This is a genomic window from Glycomyces sp. NPDC049804 (assembly GCF_040674615.1).
Classification (GTDB): domain Bacteria; phylum Actinomycetota; class Actinomycetes; order Mycobacteriales; family Micromonosporaceae; genus Glycomyces; species Glycomyces niveus.
This window is the reverse complement of the sequence record NZ_JBFAMQ010000008.1, coordinates 219,647-239,160: the sequence shown is the minus strand read 5'-3', so window position 1 is coordinate 239,160 and position 19,514 is coordinate 219,647. Positions and strand designations below refer to the sequence as shown.

At 69.2% G+C, this 19,514-nt stretch carries 17 protein-coding genes and 1 tRNA gene; 11 read left to right on the top strand and 7 right to left on the bottom strand.

From position 1 onward, the window contains the following. The first annotated feature begins 111 nt into the window (after positions 1-111). Both AB0K52_RS15765 and AB0K52_RS15760 read left to right on the top strand, forming a co-directional pair. Positions 112-1,149, top strand: a complete 1,038-nt coding sequence (locus AB0K52_RS15765; RefSeq protein WP_363532058.1) for an ATP-binding cassette domain-containing protein — start codon at positions 112-114, stop codon at positions 1,147-1,149. Further along, positions 1,146-3,002, top strand: coding sequence for a YhgE/Pip domain-containing protein (locus tag AB0K52_RS15760; RefSeq protein ID WP_363532055.1), 1,857 nt, complete (start codon positions 1,146-1,148; stop codon positions 3,000-3,002). Before AB0K52_RS15765 ends, AB0K52_RS15760 begins: the two co-directional genes overlap by 4 nt. A gap of 55 nt (positions 3,003-3,057) precedes the next feature. On the opposite strand, the gene AB0K52_RS15755 is transcribed toward AB0K52_RS15760, so the two are convergent. After that, positions 3,058-3,804 carry a TetR/AcrR family transcriptional regulator C-terminal domain-containing protein gene (locus AB0K52_RS15755; RefSeq protein WP_363532052.1) on the bottom strand — a complete coding sequence of 249 codons (747 nt, stop codon included), beginning with the start codon at positions 3,802-3,804 and terminating at the stop codon, positions 3,058-3,060. Between the two features lie 81 nt (positions 3,805-3,885). Here AB0K52_RS15755 and AB0K52_RS15750 point away from each other — a divergent pair, with 81 nt between their 5' ends. Continuing rightward, on the top strand, positions 3,886-4,287 hold the full coding sequence (locus tag AB0K52_RS15750) for a VOC family protein (protein WP_363532049.1): 402 nt from the start codon (positions 3,886-3,888) through the stop codon (positions 4,285-4,287). 427 nt (positions 4,288-4,714) lie between these two features. On the opposite strand, the gene AB0K52_RS15745 is transcribed toward AB0K52_RS15750, so the two are convergent. Further along, on the bottom strand, positions 4,715-5,962 hold the full coding sequence (locus AB0K52_RS15745; RefSeq protein WP_363532046.1) for a glycoside hydrolase family 27 protein: 1,248 nt from the start codon (positions 5,960-5,962) through the stop codon (positions 4,715-4,717). A 236-nt stretch (positions 5,963-6,198) separates the two neighbouring features. On the opposite strand from AB0K52_RS15745, the gene AB0K52_RS15740 reads away from it, so the two are divergent. The 3 genes from AB0K52_RS15740 to AB0K52_RS15730 all read left to right on the top strand — a co-directional run bounded on the left by AB0K52_RS15740 (position 6,199) and on the right by AB0K52_RS15730 (position 9,690). Next, positions 6,199-6,275: transfer RNA gene (locus AB0K52_RS15740), tRNA-Phe, on the top strand. 159 nt (positions 6,276-6,434) lie between these two features. Beyond that, on the top strand, positions 6,435-7,469 hold the full coding sequence (locus tag AB0K52_RS15735) for an SAM-dependent methyltransferase (RefSeq protein WP_363532043.1): 1,035 nt from the start codon (positions 6,435-6,437) through the stop codon (positions 7,467-7,469). Between the two features lie 151 nt (positions 7,470-7,620). Then, positions 7,621-9,690 (top strand): serine/threonine-protein kinase, encoded by a 2,070-nt coding sequence (locus AB0K52_RS15730; protein WP_363532040.1) that lies wholly within the window; start codon positions 7,621-7,623, stop codon positions 9,688-9,690. 258 nt (positions 9,691-9,948) lie between these two features. Here AB0K52_RS15730 and AB0K52_RS15725 read toward each other — a convergent pair whose 3' ends face one another. Both AB0K52_RS15725 and AB0K52_RS15720 read right to left on the bottom strand, forming a co-directional pair. Next, a complete protein-coding gene (locus AB0K52_RS15725) occupies positions 9,949-10,377 on the bottom strand; it encodes a nuclear transport factor 2 family protein (protein WP_363532037.1) in 429 nt (142 codons plus the stop codon). Between the two features lie 50 nt (positions 10,378-10,427). Further along, entirely contained in the window at positions 10,428-10,877 is a 450-nt protein-coding gene (locus AB0K52_RS15720; protein WP_363532034.1) for a nuclear transport factor 2 family protein, read from the bottom strand. 81 nt (positions 10,878-10,958) lie between these two features. Between AB0K52_RS15720 and AB0K52_RS15715 the strand changes: the two genes are divergently transcribed. Beyond that, positions 10,959-11,432 (top strand): MarR family transcriptional regulator, encoded by a 474-nt coding sequence (locus AB0K52_RS15715; protein WP_363532031.1) that lies wholly within the window; start codon positions 10,959-10,961, stop codon positions 11,430-11,432. On the opposite strand, the gene AB0K52_RS15710 is transcribed toward AB0K52_RS15715, so the two are convergent. Continuing rightward, entirely contained in the window at positions 11,429-12,808 is a 1,380-nt protein-coding gene (locus tag AB0K52_RS15710; RefSeq protein ID WP_363532028.1) for an aldehyde dehydrogenase family protein, read from the bottom strand. The genes AB0K52_RS15715 and AB0K52_RS15710 overlap by 4 nt on opposite strands. Before the next feature lie 163 nt (positions 12,809-12,971). Here AB0K52_RS15710 and AB0K52_RS15705 point away from each other — a divergent pair, with 163 nt between their 5' ends. After that, positions 12,972-14,069, top strand: coding sequence for an ionic transporter y4hA (locus AB0K52_RS15705; protein WP_363532025.1), 1,098 nt, complete (start codon positions 12,972-12,974; stop codon positions 14,067-14,069). Here the strand turns inward: AB0K52_RS15705 and AB0K52_RS15700 are convergent. Next, on the bottom strand, positions 14,066-14,839 hold the full coding sequence (locus AB0K52_RS15700; protein WP_363532109.1) for a TSUP family transporter: 774 nt from the start codon (positions 14,837-14,839) through the stop codon (positions 14,066-14,068). The two genes, AB0K52_RS15705 and AB0K52_RS15700, sit on opposite strands and share 4 nt — an antisense overlap. 101 nt (positions 14,840-14,940) lie before the next feature. Between AB0K52_RS15700 and AB0K52_RS15695 the strand changes: the two genes are divergently transcribed. Continuing rightward, positions 14,941-15,540, top strand: coding sequence for a helix-turn-helix domain-containing protein (locus tag AB0K52_RS15695; RefSeq protein WP_208498982.1), 600 nt, complete (start codon positions 14,941-14,943; stop codon positions 15,538-15,540). Positions 15,541-15,755: 215 nt separating this feature from the next. On the opposite strand, the gene AB0K52_RS15690 is transcribed toward AB0K52_RS15695, so the two are convergent. Beyond that, positions 15,756-17,225 carry a catalase gene (locus tag AB0K52_RS15690; RefSeq protein ID WP_363532022.1) on the bottom strand — a complete coding sequence of 490 codons (1,470 nt, stop codon included), beginning with the start codon at positions 17,223-17,225 and terminating at the stop codon, positions 15,756-15,758. Between the two features lie 176 nt (positions 17,226-17,401). On the opposite strand from AB0K52_RS15690, the gene AB0K52_RS15685 reads away from it, so the two are divergent. Next, positions 17,402-17,824 carry a Fur family transcriptional regulator gene (locus tag AB0K52_RS15685; RefSeq protein WP_208498980.1) on the top strand — a complete coding sequence of 141 codons (423 nt, stop codon included), beginning with the start codon at positions 17,402-17,404 and terminating at the stop codon, positions 17,822-17,824. 226 nt (positions 17,825-18,050) lie between these two features. Next, positions 18,051-19,502 carry an alanine/glycine:cation symporter family protein gene (locus AB0K52_RS15680; RefSeq protein ID WP_363532018.1) on the top strand — a complete coding sequence of 484 codons (1,452 nt, stop codon included), beginning with the start codon at positions 18,051-18,053 and terminating at the stop codon, positions 19,500-19,502. Positions 19,503-19,514: the final 12 nt, after the last annotated feature.

Below are 19,514 nucleotides of genomic sequence, written 5' to 3'. Positions count from 1 at the left end.
CAGCACGGCCGCCTGCCTCCGCACATAAGTTACTCATGAGTAACATTCTTTGGGTCAGCAACCCGCGAAATCGCCCGAAACCGGGCGCACCGGCCTGTGAGGATAGTGTCCATGAGCGACAGGAGCGACCAGAGGGAGCCGAACGACGGCCCGGCACCCCACGCACCCGGCGGCCAAACCCGCCCCAGCGCACCCCAGGCCGCCCCCGAAACCCAACCGGCGCCGAGCCCCGAACCGACCCCCGAGACCACCGGAGCGACACCACCCGCCCCGGCCGACACCGAACCCCCGCACACCGACGTCGACACCACCACGCCCGACACCGAACCCGCGCACACCGACGTCGACACCACCACGCCCGACACCGAACCCGCCGTCGCCGCCGACGACACCACCCGCCTCCAACCCGCCACCACCGCAACCGAGACCGCCGTCATCGCCGCCCCCGCCGCCCACTCTCACATCAACGGCACCCCCTTCCTCCAAGCCCGAGGCCTCACCGCCACCGGACGCCAAGGACCCGTCTTCACCGACATCACCCTCACCGCCGGACTCGGCCAAGTCGTCGCACTCTGCGGCGACGGCGGCGAAGGCCGCTCCTCACTCCTCCTCGCCCTCACCGGACGCTTCCCCCACCGAAGCGGCGCACTCGAAGTCGACGGCCAGACCAAGCCCCGCCACATCCGCCGCCGCTTCACCATCGCCCAAGCCGGACCGCCCATCCGCTTCGACCCCTACGCCACCGTCGGCACCTGCATCAAAGAGACCACCACCGTCTCCAACGGCGCCGCCACCCGCGCCAACATCAACGCCTGGCTCGACCGCCTCGCCCTCACCGTCGACACCGGCGACACCTACGGCTTCCTCCCCCGCATCGACCAGATCCGCTTCGCCATCGCCTGCGCCGCCGCCAGCCGCACCCCCGCCATCGCCGTCGACGACGCCGACACCGGCCTCGACCGAGCCGGCTCCGAACGCGTCTTCGACGCCCTCCGCACCGTCGCCGACGCGGGCCAACTCGTCATCGCCGCCTGCACCCGCTCCGACCCGCCCGCCGACACCATCGTCGACCTCCGCGCCCAACCCGCACCCACCGCGCACCCGCACCACGACCGCAACGGCGGCCACCGAAAAGGAGCAACCCGTTGAGCCCGTTCAAACTCGCCGCCGCCGAACTCCGACGCTTCCGCGGCCACCCCATCCGCACCGCCGCCCTCGTCGCCATCGTCCTCATCCCACTCGTCTACGGCGGCCTCTACCTCTGGTTCGCCTGGGACCCCTACGGCAAACTCGAACACATGCCCGTCGCCGTCGTCAACGAAGACCAAGGCGCCACCGTCGACGCCAACGGCCAGACCACCCCCATCAACGGCGGCGACCAACTCGTCGACCAACTCAAAGAAGACCGCATCTTCGACTGGCAGTTCGTCACCGCCACCCAAGCCGCCCAAGGCCTCCGCGACGGCGACTACTACATGGTCATCACCGTCCCCGAAGACTTCTCCACCCGCCTCGCCAGCCTCTCCGGCACCGACCCCGAACAAGCCACCGTCGAATTCGACCTCAACGACGCCAACGGCTACGTCGCCGGCATCATGGCCTCCACCGTCGAATCCGAACTCCGCAACCAGATCAACACCGCCGTCTACGTCACCTTCGCCACCACCATCTTCGGCGACCTCACCGAACTCAACCAAGGCCTCACCCAAGCCGCCGACGGCGCCGGCCAACTCTCCGACGGCATCGCCACCGCCCAAACCGGCGCCACCGACCTCGAAAACGGCCTCAGCGAACTCACCACCGGCGCCCAACAAGTCGCCGACGGCGCCGAACAAGTCAGCGACGGCGTCGACCAAGCCGTCGGCGTCGCCCAACCCCTCGTCCAAACCCTCGCCGACAACTGGACCCAGATCCAAACCGGCGCCGCCTCCGCCGCCGACCTCTCCGAACGCGCCAACGACGACCTCAACGCCGTCTACACCGCCCTCTGCGGAGACGACACCGCCGACGCCGCCGCCTGCGCCCAACTCCAGACCTACATCGACGACGCCGACACCGTCAACGACGACATCCAGAACACCAACACCACCGTCCAATCCACCACCACCGACACCCTCGACCAAGCCTCCGACGACCTCACCCGACTCCAAACCGGCGCCGCCGACGTCGCCACCGGCGCCGACCAAGTCGCCGACGCCGCCGCCACCGCCCAAAACGGCGCCGGCGACCTCGCCGACGGCCTCACCCAACTCAAAACCGGCGCCGACACCCTCCAGACCTCCCTCACCACCGCCGCCCAATCCGTCCCCAGCACCAACCCCGCCGACGACGCCGACAACGCCGAGGCCTACGGCAGCCCCGTCGCCATCGCCGAAACGAACCTCCACCCCGCCGACACCTACGGCCGCGGCCTCGCACCCTTCTTCATCGCGATCGCACTCTGGGTCTTCGGCCTCATGGGCTACCTCGTCCTGCGCACCGTCAACAGCCGCGCGCTGGCCGGGCCGCTGCGCTCGGTCCCGATCGCGATCGGCGGCTGGCTGCCGGGCGCGTTCCTCGGCACCCTGTCGGCGCTCGTCCTCTACCTGGCTGTCGAACTCGGGCTCGGCCTCGACCCGAAGGACGCGCTGGACACGGTCGGCCTGTCGATCCTCGTCATCCTGACCTTCACGGCCATGGCGCACCTGTTCAAGCTCGCGTTCGGCACGGCCGGAAGCCTGCTGCTGGTCGTGCTCCTGATGCTGCAGTTGACCAGTGCGGGCGGCCTGTACCCGGTGGAGACGACGCCGAAGTTCTTCCAGGTGCTGCACCCGCTGCTGCCGATGAGCTACGTGGTGGACGCGCTGCGGGTGGCGATCAGCGGCGGCGAGAGCTCGCACGTCGTCAGAGCGCTCCTGGTCCTGGCGGCGTACCTGGTCGGCTCGCTGGCGCTCTCGTCGCTGGTGGTGGCGTCGCGCCGCCGCTGGCGGCCGGACAGCCTGAACGAACCGCTCCAGGTCTGACGGACCGCCTGAGCGGAAACGGCCCGGCTGCGGCGCCGGGCCGTTCGCGTCTTCGCTAGCGCTCGATGAGGGCGGCGAGCCCGTCAAGCGTCCTGGCCAACCCGAACTCGAAGGCGTGCTCAGCGTTGTAAGCGGCGTCGTGCACGTCGCCGGCGGCCTGGCCGACGCGGACGGCGGTGGGGAAGCGCGCGGGGTCGAGGACCTTGGCGAGGAGGGGGCCGTTGGCCTCCCACCACTCCTGGTCGTCCATGCCGCTGGCCGCGCGCTCGGCCTCGGACTGGGCGGCGTCCTGCGCGGCGGTGCGCACGAACGCGAGCAGGTACGCCAGTGCGTCGTCCATCTCGACGTCGCTGAGTCCCAGGCCTTCGAGGGCCCGCAGCTCGTGCTCGTACTTGGCGCACTGCCCGGGCCCGAGCGGCGGCCGGCTCGGCGCGGCGGCCGCGGCCCACGGGTGCGCGCGGTACAGCGCGTAGTTCTCCTGCGCGAGGGCGGTGAGGCGCTCCCGCCACGGCCCGGATATCGCGGCCCGCTCCATGTCTGCGAAGAGCGCGTCGAGCATCAGCGCGACGAGCTCGGTCTTGCCCGGCACATACGTGTAGAGGGTCATGGGGGCCTTCCCGAGCTCCTGGGCGAGGCGGCGCACGGTGACCGCTTCCAGCCCTTCGGCATCGGCCAGCCCGATCGCGGCCGCGACGACCGCATCGACGCTCAGCTGCTTCCGCGGCCCGCGCCCGGACTCGGGGGCGGCCCTCCAGAGCAGTTCGAGCAGATTCGGCTTCGGCGTCTCAGTGGCGGCAGTCACGGAGGAATTCTAGCCGACGAACTTGTACGCTGTACATCGTACTCTGTACAATATACAACGTACGAAGAAAAGGAGCCGCACATGCGCATCACCTCATCCGCCGTCTCGCTCAACGTCGCCGACCCGACCGCCTCGGCCGAGTTCCTCAAGGCCCACTACGGCTTCGCGGAGGACATGGCCGCGGAAGGCTTCGTCTCCCTCTCCCGCCCGGACGCCGGCTTCAATGTCATCTACCTGAAGACCGGCCTGGCCACCTTCAGGCCCGAAAGCGCCAAGGGCCACGCCGACGGCCTCCTCCTGGTCTTCGTAGTCGACGACATCGACGCCGAATACGAACGCGTCCAATCGGAGGGCGTCGCCATCACCACGCCGATCGAGACCGAGGAGTGGGGCGAGCGCTACTTCCAGGTCGCTGACCCGAACGGCGTGATCATCCAACTGGTCCAGTGGATGACCGAACCTGACGCGGCCACGGCCTCCTGACCTGCTGCGCCGCAACGATCCACAGGGTTATCCACAAGAAGGAAACTCACGGTTGCCGGTCGGAATCAAGGCGTGACACCGTTGATGCATGCGCCACGAACACCGCACCGCCCACCTTGACGCCACCATCCGCAAGGTCGCGGCGCGCGGTGCATCACGCCCGCAGGAAGTTATCCACAGCCGGAAACTTTCCGTTGTCGCACAACTGCGGAGCGTGTCAGCCTTGAGACAAAAAACCATCCGGCCCGGCGGGATGGCGGCGAGACAAGGGGATTCGCGAACGTCGCCATACCGAGACCGCGCGCGGGAAGCCACCCGCGCGCGGTTCCCGCACCGGCCGGCCTCCACGTGGAGGAACACCAGCGGGCGGCCCGGCACACCAGCCCGGCCGCCCGCCAATACCAAACGAGAACGAGCCGCCCGCAGGTCAGGAGAGGCGGAACAGGGCCGCGCTGTGCGGCTGGAGCTTCGCGCGGAGATGGTCGCCGGGCACGATGTCGGAGCGGCTCCAGCAGTCGCGCACCTGCGCTGGCTGGGACAGGCCGAGGGTTTCCCAAGGGAGTTGCAGTTCGGCCGCTTCGGTGCTCCGGTTGAAGACGGCGGCGAAGGTGCCGTCGGTTGAGGCCCAGGCGAGGTGGCGGCCTTCGCGCCAGACTTCGCGGGCGCCGGCGGGGTGGCGTTGGGCGGCGAGGACTTCGGGGTTGGTCAGCAGTTCGATCGTTTCAGCGCTCGAGGTGGGCAGGTCGGCGCCGACCATGAGGGGGGAGCGGGCGATGCACCAGAGTGTGAGCAGGGTGCGCTGCTCGTCGGGAGTCAGGAGGCTTTGGCGGGGTTCGCCGACTTCGGCTCGGAGGCCCATGTGGCCCAGAGGGAGCATGTCGGCGTCGGGCCAGTGGCCGGGGCCGGCGTAGGGGGCCCAGTCGCGGAGGCGGTCGAACTGGGCGTCGATGTCGCGCCAGCGGTCCCAGAGGTCGGCGGAGATGCGCCACAGGTGGGAGTGCTCCTGGAGGTGCCGGGCGTGCCCGGTGGAGAGGCTCATCCCGGGGGAGAGGCTGAGCACGATGTCGCGGTCGGCGCGGTCGACCGCGTGCCAGAAGGCCTCGACCTCGTCCTCCCAGTAGGGGGCGATCATGTCGTCGGCCTTGATGTAGTCCACGCCCCAGTCGGCGAACTGGCGGACCAGGGCGTCGTAGTAGGCCTGGCCGCCGGGGTGGGAGTGGTCGATGCCCCAGTTGTCGTCGATCCAGGTGGAGATCCGCTCGCGGTCGGGGATCTGCGCGGCCGAGTACTCACTGCCTTTGATGGGGGTGTCGGCTGCGACCGCCTGGCGGGGGATGCCGCGGAGGACGTGGACGCCGAACTTGAGGCCGAGGGAGTGGATGTAGTCGGCGAGGGGTTTGAAGCCGGCGCCGTCGGCGGCCGACGGGAAGCGGTTCGGGGCGGGCTGGGGGAGGCCGTACTCGTCGAGGGTGAGGCGGGTGCCGAGGTTGAAGCCGCCGGCGCGGGCGGCGGGGTCGTACCACTGGATGTCGACGACCACGTACTCCCAGCCGTGGTCGGCCATGTGCTCGGCGATGAAGGCGGCGTTGGCGCGGGTCTCGGCTTCGGTCACCGAGGTTCCGAACACGTCCCATGAATTCCAGCCCATGGGTGGCGTGGCAGCGAGTCGGGTCACAGAAACCTCCTCGGGGGTCGGGTCCCATTACGCTACCCGCGTGCGCCGACGGGGGTGATCACGGCTCCGGAAGGGGTTGCGGCCCTTGGGATCAGTGGGTGTACGCAGGGGAAACGGGGAGGACGGCGGCGGCGGGGGAGGGCCGGGGCGGGCGTCGGGTTCGCGGCAATACCGCTTGGGCCGGGTGACCGGCGGTGCTGTACAGTGTTCACGGCGGTGCGCACGACGCATCACCTGGCCAGGTAGCTCAGTTGGTACGAGCGATCGCCTGAAAAGCGATAGGTCGCCGGTTCGATCCCGGCCCTGGCCACCACGCAATCTCATCCTCGCCCGCCATGACGGCGGCGGGGATTTTTTGCTGATGGCGGCCGACTCGCGGGCATCGCGGGAGGCGGGCGTCCGTGATGAATACACTGGTCGCGAATGTCCCCCGAGACGCGGCGGGCGTCCGCTGAACTCCGAGGGAACCGGCATGGCAACGCACAAGACCCTGCTCTCCATGGCCGCCGACTCCTGGCCGGTCGCCAAGGATGAGCTGCTCCGGCATGTTGAGGATGCGGTTGCCGTGCGTCGGGTCGGGGAAGAGTCCGCCTTGGTCGAGACGGAGCGCTCCACCGCTCGGGATCTCGCCGCGCTCGCCTTGCGGGTGCCGCTGGTGTTTCCCCGGCATCTGACGAACGTCGTCGCCGAATACGACCATGCGGCTTCGGGGCTCGAGTCGGTCGTCGACTTTGTCGATTCGGCGATCAGGGAGACCGCGAGCGGCGCTGAGGTCTCGCTGCAGATCTGGCTCAGCGGGAAGACGGCGTACAAGTTCAGCCAGCATGACGCCTGGGAGCGGGCCGCCCAGGTGCTCACCGACCGCGGGTACCGGGTCGGCAGGACCGGGAGTCCCCTCGTGGTCTCGATCTGCTTCACGCCCAAGACCGCGATCGTCGGTGTGAACCGGGTGGCCGACAGCCTTTCTTCCTGGCCTGGCGGGGAGGTCCGGCTCTCGAAGACGCCCGAGCAGGTGTCGCGAGCGGAGTTCAAGCTCGAGGAGCTGTTCAAGGTCTACCCGATCGACGAGGGGATCGAGCCCAAGGGCACCGCCCTCGACTACGGGGCCGCGCCCGGCGGGTGGACCCGGATCCTCGCCTCCCGCGGTTACGCGACCACGGCGGTCGACCCCGGCGATCTCGATCCGCGGGTGCTCGCGCTCCCGGGGGTCCGCCATGAGCGCACCACCGCCGGGAACTTCCTGCGCGACAGCACCGACCGTTTCGACCTCATCGTGAACGACATGAAGATGAGCCCCGACCGCTCCAGCCGCCTCATGGTCGACTCCGCGCGCCTCCTCAAGCCCTTCGGCGTGGCGGTCACGACGCTCAAGACCGGCACGCATCACGTGCTCGAGCAGGTCGACGAGGCGTTCGCGATCCTCGGCGCCGAGTACGACATCGAGTTCGCCCGGCAGTTGCGGCACAACCGGAACGAGCTCACCGTGGTGCTTCGCAGGTTCGGGTGAGCCGCGGGCGATGAGGCGCCGCCGGCCCTGAACGGGGCCGCCCACCTGGCTCGAATTGGGGATAAAGGTTCCGGCCGGTCATGACAGAGTTGTGACGGGGGGTTCTAGCGTTGCGCATCATTGGGAACCGCCGAATTCAGGAGCCGTCGCCATGAAGCCACTCCGCGATGACCAGCCGCGGGAGATCGGGCCCTACCGGGTCCTCGCCGAACTCGGCGAGGGAGGCATGGGCCGCGTCCTGCTGGCCGCCGCCGGGGACGGACAGCTGGTGGCGCTCAAGGTCATGCGCCCCCATCTGCTCCACGACCCGCAGTTCCGGTACCGGTTCCGCCGCGAGGTCATCACCTCGCGGGAGGTGGCCGCGAGCAAGTGGACCGCCGCGGTCCTCGCGTCCGACGAGCACGCCCCCGAGCCCTGGCTCGCCTCCGAGTTCTTCCACGGCCCCACACTGGCCGAGGCGCTGCACGCCAACGGCCCCTTGGACGAAGCGTCGACCCGGCGTCTCATGCACGGCCTCGCCTCCGCGCTGGCGGAGATCCACTCGTTCGGCGTGGTGCACCGGGACCTGAAGCCCTCCAACGTGATCCTGACGGACGACGGCATCCGCCTCATCGACTTCGGGATCGCCCGTGTGACCGAGGAGGCCGGGGGCGAGGCGTCGATCACGCAGACCGGCGCGCTCATCGGCGCGCCGGCGTTCATGTCGCCGGAGCAGGTGACGCGGCAGGCGATCGGCCCCGCGTCGGACCTGTTCTCGTTGGGCACCACGGTGATCACGGCGAGCACGGGCGCGAACCCGTTCGACGCCGAGGCGCTGTACGAGGTCATGAACCGGGTCGTGAACGGCGATCCGGGCCTGGAACGGCTGCCCGAGGCCCTGCGGTACCTCGTGGAGCCGTGCATGCGGCGGCAGCCGGAGGAGCGCGTCAGCGCCGCTGAGCTGGTGCTGCGCATCGGCGAGCCGCTGGCCGCGCCGTGGCCGCCCGCGGTGGCCGCGATCGAGCAGGCGCAGCGCGCCGAGGTCGCCGAGCTCGCCCGCCGCCACGGTTGGGACACCATGGTGCGCCCCAACCGGACGGTGGTGATGTTCGGCCCCGGCATCGTTCCGGCGCAGGCGCCGTCGCAGCCGGGGATGCAGCAGCCGGGACTCTCGGAGCCTTCGACGATCTCGTATTCGCCCGCGCCTCCCGCTTCGTATGCCTCGGCGCCGCAGGGGTATTCGCCCATGCCGACCGCGGGCCCCGGGTACGCGCCGACGGGTCCGGGCCATGCGCCGATGCCGCCCGGCGGCCCGGTGCTGCCTCCGGGCGGGATGCCGCCGCAGGGGCCGAAGCCCGACCGCACGGTCCTGTACGCAGTGCTCGCGGTGGCGGCGGTCGTGGCCATCGCGCTGGTCGTGCTCCTTCCGAACCTCGGCGGGGACGACGGCAAGGACCCCGAGATCGCGCAGAGCGACGACGCGACGTCGGCCGCGACCGAGACGGGGGACGACTCGGGGCTGGGCGGCGAGGAGACCGATCCCGTTGAGACCGAGACGGATCCGATCGCGGACGCGGTCGTCGGCGACTGCTTCTGGGACTACGGTGACGCGACGACCGCGGACCTGGAGCCGTCCAGTTGCGAGGACGGCAGCTTCGAGGTCGTCGACGTCTACCACGACACGACCGATCTGGGCTCGTGCGACGCGGTCGACAACATGACCACGAGCGTGTCCTCCTCTGATGCGAACCTGGTGCTGTGCCTGAGCTTCCTGCACCCCAACGGGGAGGCGTACCACGCCGAGGTCGGCGAGTGCGTGTTCGGCCCGAACGCCAGCGTCTCCGAGTGGTACCCGATCGAATGCCAGGAGGGCGCGTTCGAGGTCCTCGAGCGGCTGGAAGGCGTGAACGACCCGGCGTCGTGCTCCGAATCGGTGTACTACAACCAGAACTACACCTTCACCACTTCGCAGACCTATCTGGACGTGGTGCTGTGCCTGAAGATGATCTACCCCGACGACATGGGGTACGCGACGCAGGACGACTGCATGTCGATGACGGGCGATCCGGAGGCGGGCACCGCGCTGTTCTACTTCGCGGACTGCGATGCGGCGAACACGTACGTGACGGGCCGGGTCGACGAGTACGAGAACCTGGACTGGTGCGGGGACGACGGCTGGAGCACCTGGTACAGCACCGACTTCCCCGACCACGCGTACACCGTCTGCTGGCGTTACCTGTAGAAGATCGAGTCCTCAATGGATTCGGTTGCGGCGACGGAGCCGTTGTTCTTCTTGCGGGCGTGAGTGATCCGGGCCTCCTGGTCCGGCGCTAGCGCGCGCAAGTGGGTTGGTATGATCATTGCAAGCTTGTCTTCGAGGGGTATGGGTCCTGGTCGGCGTTCACCGTCGGCCAGGACCCTTCTTCGTGCCCCGGAGCGTCTTCCGGCACGCGGGCCGCTGCTGTGCGTGGCGTGCGAGGCCGCGCATCTGATGGCCGGGTCAGGGCGCGGGCGCTCCAGGTCGAGCAGGGAGCACCGGCTGGATGCGGAGCTTGGAGAAGCGCCAGCCTTGTTCGGTGCGGACGGCCTCGTAGTGGTGGACGGCGGCGGCGATGCCGGCCTTGTCGGCGTGGAGCAGGATCGCGATGTCGTTGGTCCGCAGGGTGGCCGTGTCGCCGTCGATGTCGATGAGGGCGCCGGACTTGCTGTGGAGGGTGGCTTCCTGGTGCGGATCGCCGGAGGCGGCGAGGGCGTTGAGCTCGTCGATGCCGCGGGCCTCGCCGAGCGGGGAGGCGACGTGGACGTCGGTGGTGAAGAGCTGGTCGGTCTCGTCGAATCGGTGCTCGTCGATCCACCGGCTGTGGCGGTTGACGAGCTGCTCGAGTGCGGCGCGGTCGGTGAGGTCGCGAATGCGGTCGTGTCGCGGCATGAAGGCCCCGTATCGGTCGGTGGGTCTGGTGCGTTCGGTCGCAAGCGAGGTCAGAGTGTCTGCGCGATACCGGCGGTGCGACTGATCGGGAGGACGGTGATGCTCGAGAGGCGCCAGCCGGCTGCGGTGCGGCGGGCTTCGAAGCGGTAGCGGGCGTCGACGAACTGGACCGCCTCAGATCCCTTGAGGACGAAGACGGCCTTGACGCCGCACTCGATCGCGGCTTCGTCGCCCGCGAGTGCGATGGCGGTGCTGTGCATGGCGTGCACGGTCCGCTCGTATTCGCTGTGGCGGGCGATCGCATGCTCGGCCACGGCCTCGGCGCCGCGGATCTCGCCGCCCGGGGTGTAGGCGACCGCGTCGGCGGTGAAGACCTCGGCGGTGCGGTCGGCGGCGCGTTCGTCGAGCCAGCGGCTCTGGCGCGCGAGGAGTTCGGTGATCTCGGCGCGGTCGGCGAGTTCCTGGACGAGGGTCTCGATGCGGGTCACGACAGGGCTCATTTCATTAGAATGATTAACGTTTATTCTTCTAACGATCATACATCGTTAGGGTCACTAACGCAAGCGGGGTAGGATGCTCGCATGGAAGCCAATGCTGAGCTGCGGTTCGACCAGGGCGACGACCGGCCGGAGCGTCTCAAACGCCAGTTCTCGCGCCTCATCGGCATGACCGCCGCGCAGGTGCAGAAGATCGCGCACGAGGCCCTGAGCGCCGTCGGCGCGCACAAGTCCCACTTCGTCGTGCTCGCGGCCCTCGAGCAGTTCGGCCCCGCCAGCCAGGCCCGCCTCTCCGACCACACCGGCGTCTACCGCTCCGACATGGTCGCGGTCCTCAACGAGCTCGCCGACGGCGGCTACGTCGAACGCGGGCCCGACCCGGAAGACAAGCGGCGCAACATCATCACCATGACCGAAGTCGGTGCCGAGCGGCTGGCCGAACTCGACCGCGTCCTGGACGACGTCAACCGGCGCATCCTCGGGCCTTTCAGCGACGCGGAACGCGACCAGATCTTCCACCTGCTCGGGCGCCTCAACGCCCACCTCGCGAGCGGCTAGCGCAGGCGGCGCAGCACCTGCTCCTTGATGGCCGTGAACGGCGGGTAGACGACCTTCATCGTGTCGGGGGCGAGCGGCTTGTCCAGCACCGATTTCGCGTGGCTGAACGTCTCGATCGAGGCTTTGCCGTGGTAGGCGCCGAGGCCGGACCGCCCGACGCCGCCGAAGGGCAGGCCGGGGACGTCGATGTGGGCCATGGGGACGTTGAAGCCGACCGCGCCGGATGCGGTGCGGGTCAGGAGCTTGCGTCGGGTCAGGTCGGAGTTCGTGAACGCGTACAGGGCGAGGGGCTTCTCGCCTCGGTTGACGAAGGCGATCGCGTCGTCGAGGGTGTCGACGGTGAGGATCGGCAGGATCGGGCCGAAGACCTCTTCGCCCATGACGGCGTCGTCGGGGGTGATGTCGGCGAGGACGGTGGGGGCGATGTAGCGGCTCTCGCGCTTGTGGCCGCCGCCGGTCACGAGCCGGCCTTCGCCGAGGAAGCGGGCGAGGCGGTCGAACGCCTGCTCGTCGATGATGCGACCGTAGTCGGGGCTCTCGCTCGGCGAGTGGCCGTACATCTCGCGCACCGCCTCGGCAAGGTGCTTCTCGAGCTCGGGGCCGGTGCCGTCGACGGCGAGGACGTAGTCCGGGGCGATGCAGGTCTGCCCGGCGTTCATGAACTTGCCCCAGGCGATGCGCCGCGCCGCGGTCGCGAGGTCGGCGCCCGGTTCGACGATCGCGGGGCTCTTGCCGCCGAGTTCGAGCGTGACCGGGGTCAGGTGTTCGGCGGCGGCCTTCGCGACGACCCTGCCGACGCGGGCCGACCCGGTGAAGAAGATGTGGTCGACGCGTTCGGCCAGGAGTGCGGCCGTCGCCGCCGGGCCGCCTTGGATCACCGCGACCGCGTCGGGGTCGAGGTACTCGCCGATGAGCCGTTCGAGGACGGCCGCGGTGGTGTTCGCGGCTTCGCTCGGCTTCACGACGACCGCGTTCCCGCACGCCAAGGCGCCCGCGAGGGGGGCGAGGAGGAGCTGCACGGGGTAGTTGAAGGGCCCGATGACGGTGACGACGCCGAGGGGTTCGCGCAGGACGTAGGCCTTGGCGGGCTGGAGGTGCGGGGGCGTGTAGACGCGCTTGGGCCGGAACCAGGTGCGCAGGTGCTTGCGCAGGGCGCGGACTTCGGCGGCGACGAAGTCGATTTCGGCGAGGAAGGATTCGGGGGCGGCTTTGCCGAGGTCGGCGCGGAGGGCGTCGGCGAGTTCGTCTCCGGCTTCGCGCACCATCCGGTCGAGGCCTTTGAGCTGCTCGAGGCGCCACGGCAGGGGCTTGGTGCGGCCGGTGGCGTAGTGGGCGCGGAGGCGCGCCACCGTGGAGCGGATGTCGTTGCCGGTCATGCCATGAGCGTAGCGGGATCCGGCTCGCTCCGGGAGGGCCGCATGCGGGGCTCGACCCTCCAACGGTGCCAGGGACAATGGGGACGAACAACGGTTTGTGGGCGGTTCCATCCGATCCGTGAACCTCACTGACGTGCGGTCGTGTCTGTGAAAGCATGCGCGCATGGCCGCTGTGAAGAGGAATCCGCTGCTCTCCTGGACCGTGTCGGCGCCGATCCTGGGGGTGGCGGTCCTGGCCGCGGTGTGGGGGCGGCACCTGGGGGCGTTCTGGGTGGCGGTCGCGGCGGTCGCACTCGTGGCGACCGTGCTCGCGGCGGTGCATCACGCGGAGGTCGTGGCGCACCGGGTGGGTGAGCCGTACGGGTCGCTGGTGCTCGCGGTGGCGGTCACGGTCATCGAGGTGGCGCTCATCGTCACGGTGATGGCGGCCGGGGGCGAGGAGTCCTCGACGTTGGCGCGCGACACGGTGTTCGCGGCGGTCATGATCACGACGAACGGCATCGTCGGCATCGCGTTGCTCGTGGGGGCCTTGAAGTTCGGGGTGACGCTGTTCAATCCGGAGGGGTCGGGCGCGGCGCTGGCGACGGTGGCGACGCTCGCGACGCTCGGCCTGGTGCTGCCGTCGTTCACGACGAGCGAGCCGGGCCCGGAGTATTCGACCTCGCAGCTGGTGTTCGCCGCGTTGGCGTCGCTGATCTTGTACGGCCTCTTCGTGTTCAACCAGACGGTGCGCCATCGCGACTTCTTCTTGCCGGTCACGGCCGACGGCGTGGTCGAGGAGGAGGAGCATGCCGATCCGCCGAGCGGGAGGAAGGCGCTGCTGAGCCTGGCGATGCTCATGGTCGCGCTGGTCGGCGTCGTGGGCTTGGCGAAGGCGGAGTCGCCCGCGATCAAGGCGGGGGTGCTCGCGGCGGGGTTCCCGGCTTCGTCGGTGGGTGTGGCGATCGCGCTGCTGGTGCTGCTGCCGGAGTCGATCGCGGCGGTCCGCGCGGCGTCGCGCGAGCGCATCCAGACGAGCATCAATCTCGGCTACGGCTCGGCGATGGCCTCGATCGGTTTGACGATCCCGGTGATCGCGGTGGCCTCGTTCTTCATGGAGGGGCCGCTTCTGCTGGGGCTCGGCTCGACTGAGATCGTGCTGCTCGGCCTCACGGTGGTGGTGAGCGTGCTGACCGTGGTGCCGGGCCGCGCCACGCGCCTGCAGGGCGGCGTGCACCTGGTGCTGCTGGCGGCGTACCTGTTCTTGGCGATCAATCCTTAGCGGGTCGACCACACGTCCCAGCTGAGGCGGGCGAGCAGGGCGAGGACGACGACGACGAGGACGAGGCGCACGAACTTGCTGCCTTTGGACATCGCGGTGTGGGCGCCGAACCAGGCGCCGAGCATGGTGCCGAGGCCCATGACGGCGCCGAGGAGCCACCAGATGTTGTCCTGGAGGGCGAAGACGACGAGCGCGCCGAGGTTGGTGGTGACGTTGACGACCTTGGTGTGGGCGGCGGCGGCGAGGAAGTCCATGCCGAGGAGGGTCGTGAACGCGACGGCGAGGAAGATGCCGGTGCCGGGGCCGATGATCCCGTCGTAGAAGGCGATGAGGACGCCGCAGGCGACCATGACGGCGGCGCCGCGCCAGCGGGTGCGCAGTTCGGGGCGGGGTTCGAGGCCGAGCTGGGGTTTGGCGACGACGAGGACGAGGACGGCGAGGAGTACGCCGATGATGATGGGCTTCAACGCGTCCGAGGAGACCGAGAGGGCGGCGAGCGCGCCGGCGCCGGAGCCGAGGAGGGCGAGGCCGACGGTGGGCCAGAGGAGTCGGTGCTCGAGTTTGATCTTGCGGGCGTAGGCGATCGCGGAGGTGGTGGTGCCGAAGACGGAGGCCATCTTGTTCGTGCCCAGCATGAGCGCGGTGGGTGCTGTGGGGAAGGCCACGAGGAGCACGGGGAGTTGGACGAGGCCGCCGCCGCCGACGACGGCGTCGATCCATCCGGCGAAGATCGCCGCGGCGATGAGCAGGGCGAACAGGCCGGGATCGATGTCGAAGGGCACCACGCCAAATTACTTGCCGCGCGGCTGGCAGACACGCCGATGAGGTGAGGAACACGTGTCGGTGTGTAATCGTCTGATATCAACAGGTCATGGACTTGACGAAGCCTATGACCCACTTGGTGAAACGCGGCTACGAGTATACGTTCGACCCCGATGAGCAGCAGCGGCGGAACCTCGAGGAGACGCTGGAAGCGGTTCGGGCCGTGTACAACTGGTCGCTGGCGGTGTTCCAGAGCGAGTGGCGCGCGAAGGGGGAGAAGATCTCGTACGCGGAGATCTCGGCGCGTCTCACCAAGTGGAAGAACCAGCCTTCGAACCGGTGGGTCAAGGTCTATTCGTCGGTGCCGCTGCAGCAGATCGCCCGGCAGCTCCACACCGAGTACCACTCGTTCCTCAACGGGCGCTGCCGTGAGCCGGTGCCGAAGGAGCACGGGGAGCAGACGCAGCTGGTGTACTCGCGGGCCGGCTACTACCTGAAGGGCCGGGAGGTGAAGCTCGCGAAGCACAAGGCGCCCTTGGACATCATGTGGGGTCTGGAGCGCCCGAGCCGGGACGACATCACCTCGATCACGGTGAACCGCGAGCGCGACGGCGAGTGGAAGCTGTGGATCGTGGCCGAGGAGTTCATCGAGGTGCCCCGCCAGAAGCCGCCGGAATGCGGCGAGTGCGGGCGGGTCCTGGAGGACTAGGCCCGAAGCGGACGGGCCCGGCGGTGCGGACCGCCGGGCCGCGTCGCGTCCCGGGTCGGGACGCGGAACGCCCGGCCGGGGTGCCCTTCCCAAGGCCCCGGCCGGGCGGCCGGACCCGCTTCGGCGTTCCGACAGGGGGCTGCCGGAGCGGGTCGGTGTCGAACGGCCGCGGGCCCGGCGGCTGTCTTCTGTGGGCCCGCGTCCTTCGGCGTCGGTTACTTGCGCAGTTCGGCGACCGCGGCGGCGAGGCGCTTGCCGTAGGTCTCGTCGGCCTTCGCGAAGTTCGCGATGGCGCGCTCGATGATGTCGTCGCGGCTGACCTTGGCGATGAACCCGGAGAGGTTGGCGATGAGGCGGTCCTGCTCGTCCTCGCTCATGAGGCGGAAGAGCTTGCCGGCCTGCACGTAGTCGTCGTCCTCGGCGTGCTTGGGGGTCTCCCACTCGCCGGTCGCGCCGTTGAGCTGGAGCGGCGCCCACAGCGGCTGGCCGGTCTCGTACGGGCCGCCGAACGAGTTCGGCTCGTAGTTCTTCTGCCCGCCGTGGCGGCCGTCGTAGCCGAGGCCGTCGCGGTTGCCGTTGCGCGCCTCGGTGGCGTGCGGGCGGTTGACCGGCAGGTGGTCGGCGTTGATGCCGACGCGGTAGCGGTGCGCGTCCCCGTACGCGAAGAGGCGGCCCTGGAGCATCTTGTCGGGGGAGGGCCCGATGCCCGGCACGAAGTGCGCGGGGGAGAAGATCGACTGCTCGACCTCGGCGAAGATGTTCTGCGGGTTGCGGTTGAGCTCGAGCTTGCCGATGGTGATGCGCGGGTAGTCCTCGTTGAGCCACACCTTGGTGAGGTCGAACGGGTTGTACCGGTAGTTCGCGGCCTCGGCGGCGGGCATGATCTGCACCTGCACGGTCCAGGTCGGGAAGTCGCCGCGCTCGATCGACTCGCGCAGGTCGCGCTGGTGGGAGTCGGGGTCCTCGCCGGCGAGCTTGTTGGCCTCGTCCTGGGTGAGGTTCTTGATGCCCTGGTCGGTCTTGAAGTGGTACTTGACCCAGAACTGCTCGCCGGCCTCGTTCACCCACTGGAAGGTGTGGGAGCCGAAGCCGTCCATGTGGCGGTAGGAGGCGGGGATGCCGCGGTCGCCGAAGAGCCACGTGACCTGGTGGGTGGACTCGGGCGAGAGGCTCCAGAAGTCCCAGACGTTGTCCGCCTCCTGCGAACCGGTGTACGGGTCGCGCTTCTGGGTGTGGATGAAGTCGGGGAACTTGATGGCGTCGCGGATGAAGAACACCGGGGTGTTGTTGCCGACGAGGTCGTAGTTGCCCTCTTCGGTGTAGAACTTCAGGGCCCAGCCGCGCGGGTCGCGGCGGGCGTCGGCGCCGCCGAGGGAGTCGGCCACGGTGGAGAAGCGCAGGAAGGTCTCGGTCTCCTTGCCCACCTGGGAGAGGAACTTCGCCTTCGTGTACTTGGTGACGTCCGCGGTCACGGTGAAGGTGCCGTAGGCGCCGGCGCCGCGGGCGTGGACGACGCGCTCGGGGATGCGCTCGCGGTTGAAGTGCGCGAGCTTCTCGAGGAGCACCTGGTCCTGGATGAGCAGGGGCCCGCCGACGCCGGCGGCCTCGCTCTGGTTGTTGTTGGAGATCGGCGCGCCGGACTCGGTGGTCAGCGGCCCGGCAGTGTTGTCGAACTGCTCGCTCATGGCTAGGCCCTCTCTACAGGTTCGCGGGTTCCCGCGGCGCCGCCGCCTGGAATCCTTGTTATGGACGCAATCCTAGCTTAGACTATGTCTAAAGAAGGATCCAGTCCGAGGTAAGTAGTGCCACGGTGTTTCGCCTGCTAGAGTGGTATTCAATGCCCCGACCGTGAGAGAACAGCATGAGCGACCTCGTTACCCGACTCCGGCGCCACAACTGGCGCATCACGCCGCAGCGACGCGTCATCGCCGAGACCCTCGAGGGCTCCCACGTGCACTTCACCGCCGATGAGATCCTCGAGCGCGCCGTCGAGCGCATGCCCGAGCTCTCCCGCGCCACGGTCTACAACACCCTCAACGAGATGGTCGCCCTCGGCGAGGTCCTCGAGCTCACCCTCGACGGCCGCTCCAAGCGGTACGACCCCAACGCCGACCACGAGCACCACCACCTCATCTGCGAGGGCTGCGGCCTCATGAAGGACGTGCACGCCATGGCCGACCCGGTGGACTGGCTCCCCGGCGACGAGCGCCACGGCTTCGCCGTCACCCGCGCCTCCATCACCTACCGGGGCCTGTGCCCCGAATGCCAAGCCGCGCAGTCCTAAGGGACGCAAGCACTTTTCACACCCTTCACGCTGGGCCCCCGACTGTCGCGCTCCAGTCGCGCTTCGGTGACGAAACGGTCACGACCGTACCTTTGGCTTGCCTTGTCCTGTTCTGCTCCGATACCGTCGCGGGGCGCCTCGCCCCCGGAATCCCAGCGGGCACCCCGGGCGCACCGCTAGGTTCGGGCCACGAGCCCGCCTGCCCGCCCGACCCAAGGAGCCCTTAGTGGACCAGCTGCTCGACCGCGTACTGACGGTCAACGACCAGTTCTGGCAGTGGGGCATCATCCCCCTGATCGTCGTCGTCAGCCTCCTGTACCTCGCGCTCACCCGCGGCGTGCAGTTCCGCCTCCTCGGGCAGATGTTCCGGGGTCTGCGCGAAGACCCGGGCGACCTGCCCGACGGCACTCGCAACATCTCGGCCTTCCAGGCCTTCGCCGTCTCCTCGGCCGCGCGCGTCGGCACCGGCAACATCGTCGGCGTCTCCACCGCGATCGCGCTCGGCGGACCCGGCGCCGTCTTCTGGATGTGGCTCATGGCCCTCGTCGTGGCCGGAGCGGCCTTCGCCGAGTCGACCCTCGCCCAGGTCTACAAGGAGCGCACCCCGGCCGGCGGCTTCAAGGGCGGCCCCGCCTACTACATGAAGCACGGCCTCGGACTGCCGTGGATGGGCGTGGTCTTCTCCGTCATCCTCATCTTCACCTACCCCTTCAGCTTCAACATGGTGCAGGCCAACACCTTCACCGCCGCGGTCAACGAGTCCCTCGACGGCATGGGCGTCGCCGTCGGCGACGCCTCCTCCCTCGTCATCGGCATCGTCCTGGCCGCCGTCACCGCCGCGGTCATCTTCGGCGGCCTCAAGCGCATCGCCCACGTCACCCAGGTCGCCGTGCCGTTCATGGCCCTGGTCTACCTGGCCATCGGCACCGCCGTCGTCGCCATCAACGCCGACCGGCTGCCCGAGGCGGTCGCGAGCATCTTCAACTCCGCGTTCGGCATCGAGCAGTTCGCCGGCGCCACCCTCGGCACCGTCATCATGATGGGCGTGCGCCGCGGCATGTTCTCCAACGAGGGCGGCATGGGCTCGGCCCCGAACGCGGGCGCCACCGCCGCCGTCAGCCACCCCGTCAAGCAGGGCCTCACCCAGGCCTTCGGCGTCTACTTCGACACCCTCTTCCTCTGCTCGATCTCCGCGCTCATCATCCTGACCACCGACCCGGTCTACGGCGACGCGGACGTCAACCTCGTCACGCGCGGCGTCGAGGCCTCCCTCGGCGGCTGGGCCCTCCACATCATGGCGCTCATCCTCGTGCTCTTCACGTTCACCTCGGTCGTCGGCAACTACTACTACGGCCAGTCGAGCATCGAGTACATGACCGAGCGGCCCGCGGTCATCAACGGCCTGCGCGTCATCGTCGTCGCCCTGGTCTTCCTCGGCTCGGTCGCCTCGCTCGACACGGTGTGGAGCTTCGCCGACGTCACCATGGGCCTCATGGCCACCGTCAACCTCATCGCCCTGCTCGGCCTCACCGGCGTCGCCGTCAAGGTCCTGCGCGACTACGACAAGCAGCGCAAGGCCGGCCTCGACCCGGTCTTCACCCGCGAGTCCGTGCCCGGCCTCAAGGGGATGCAGGTCTGGGAGCCGGAGACCGAGGCCGCGGTGCCCGTTCGCGATTAGTGATGACCATGT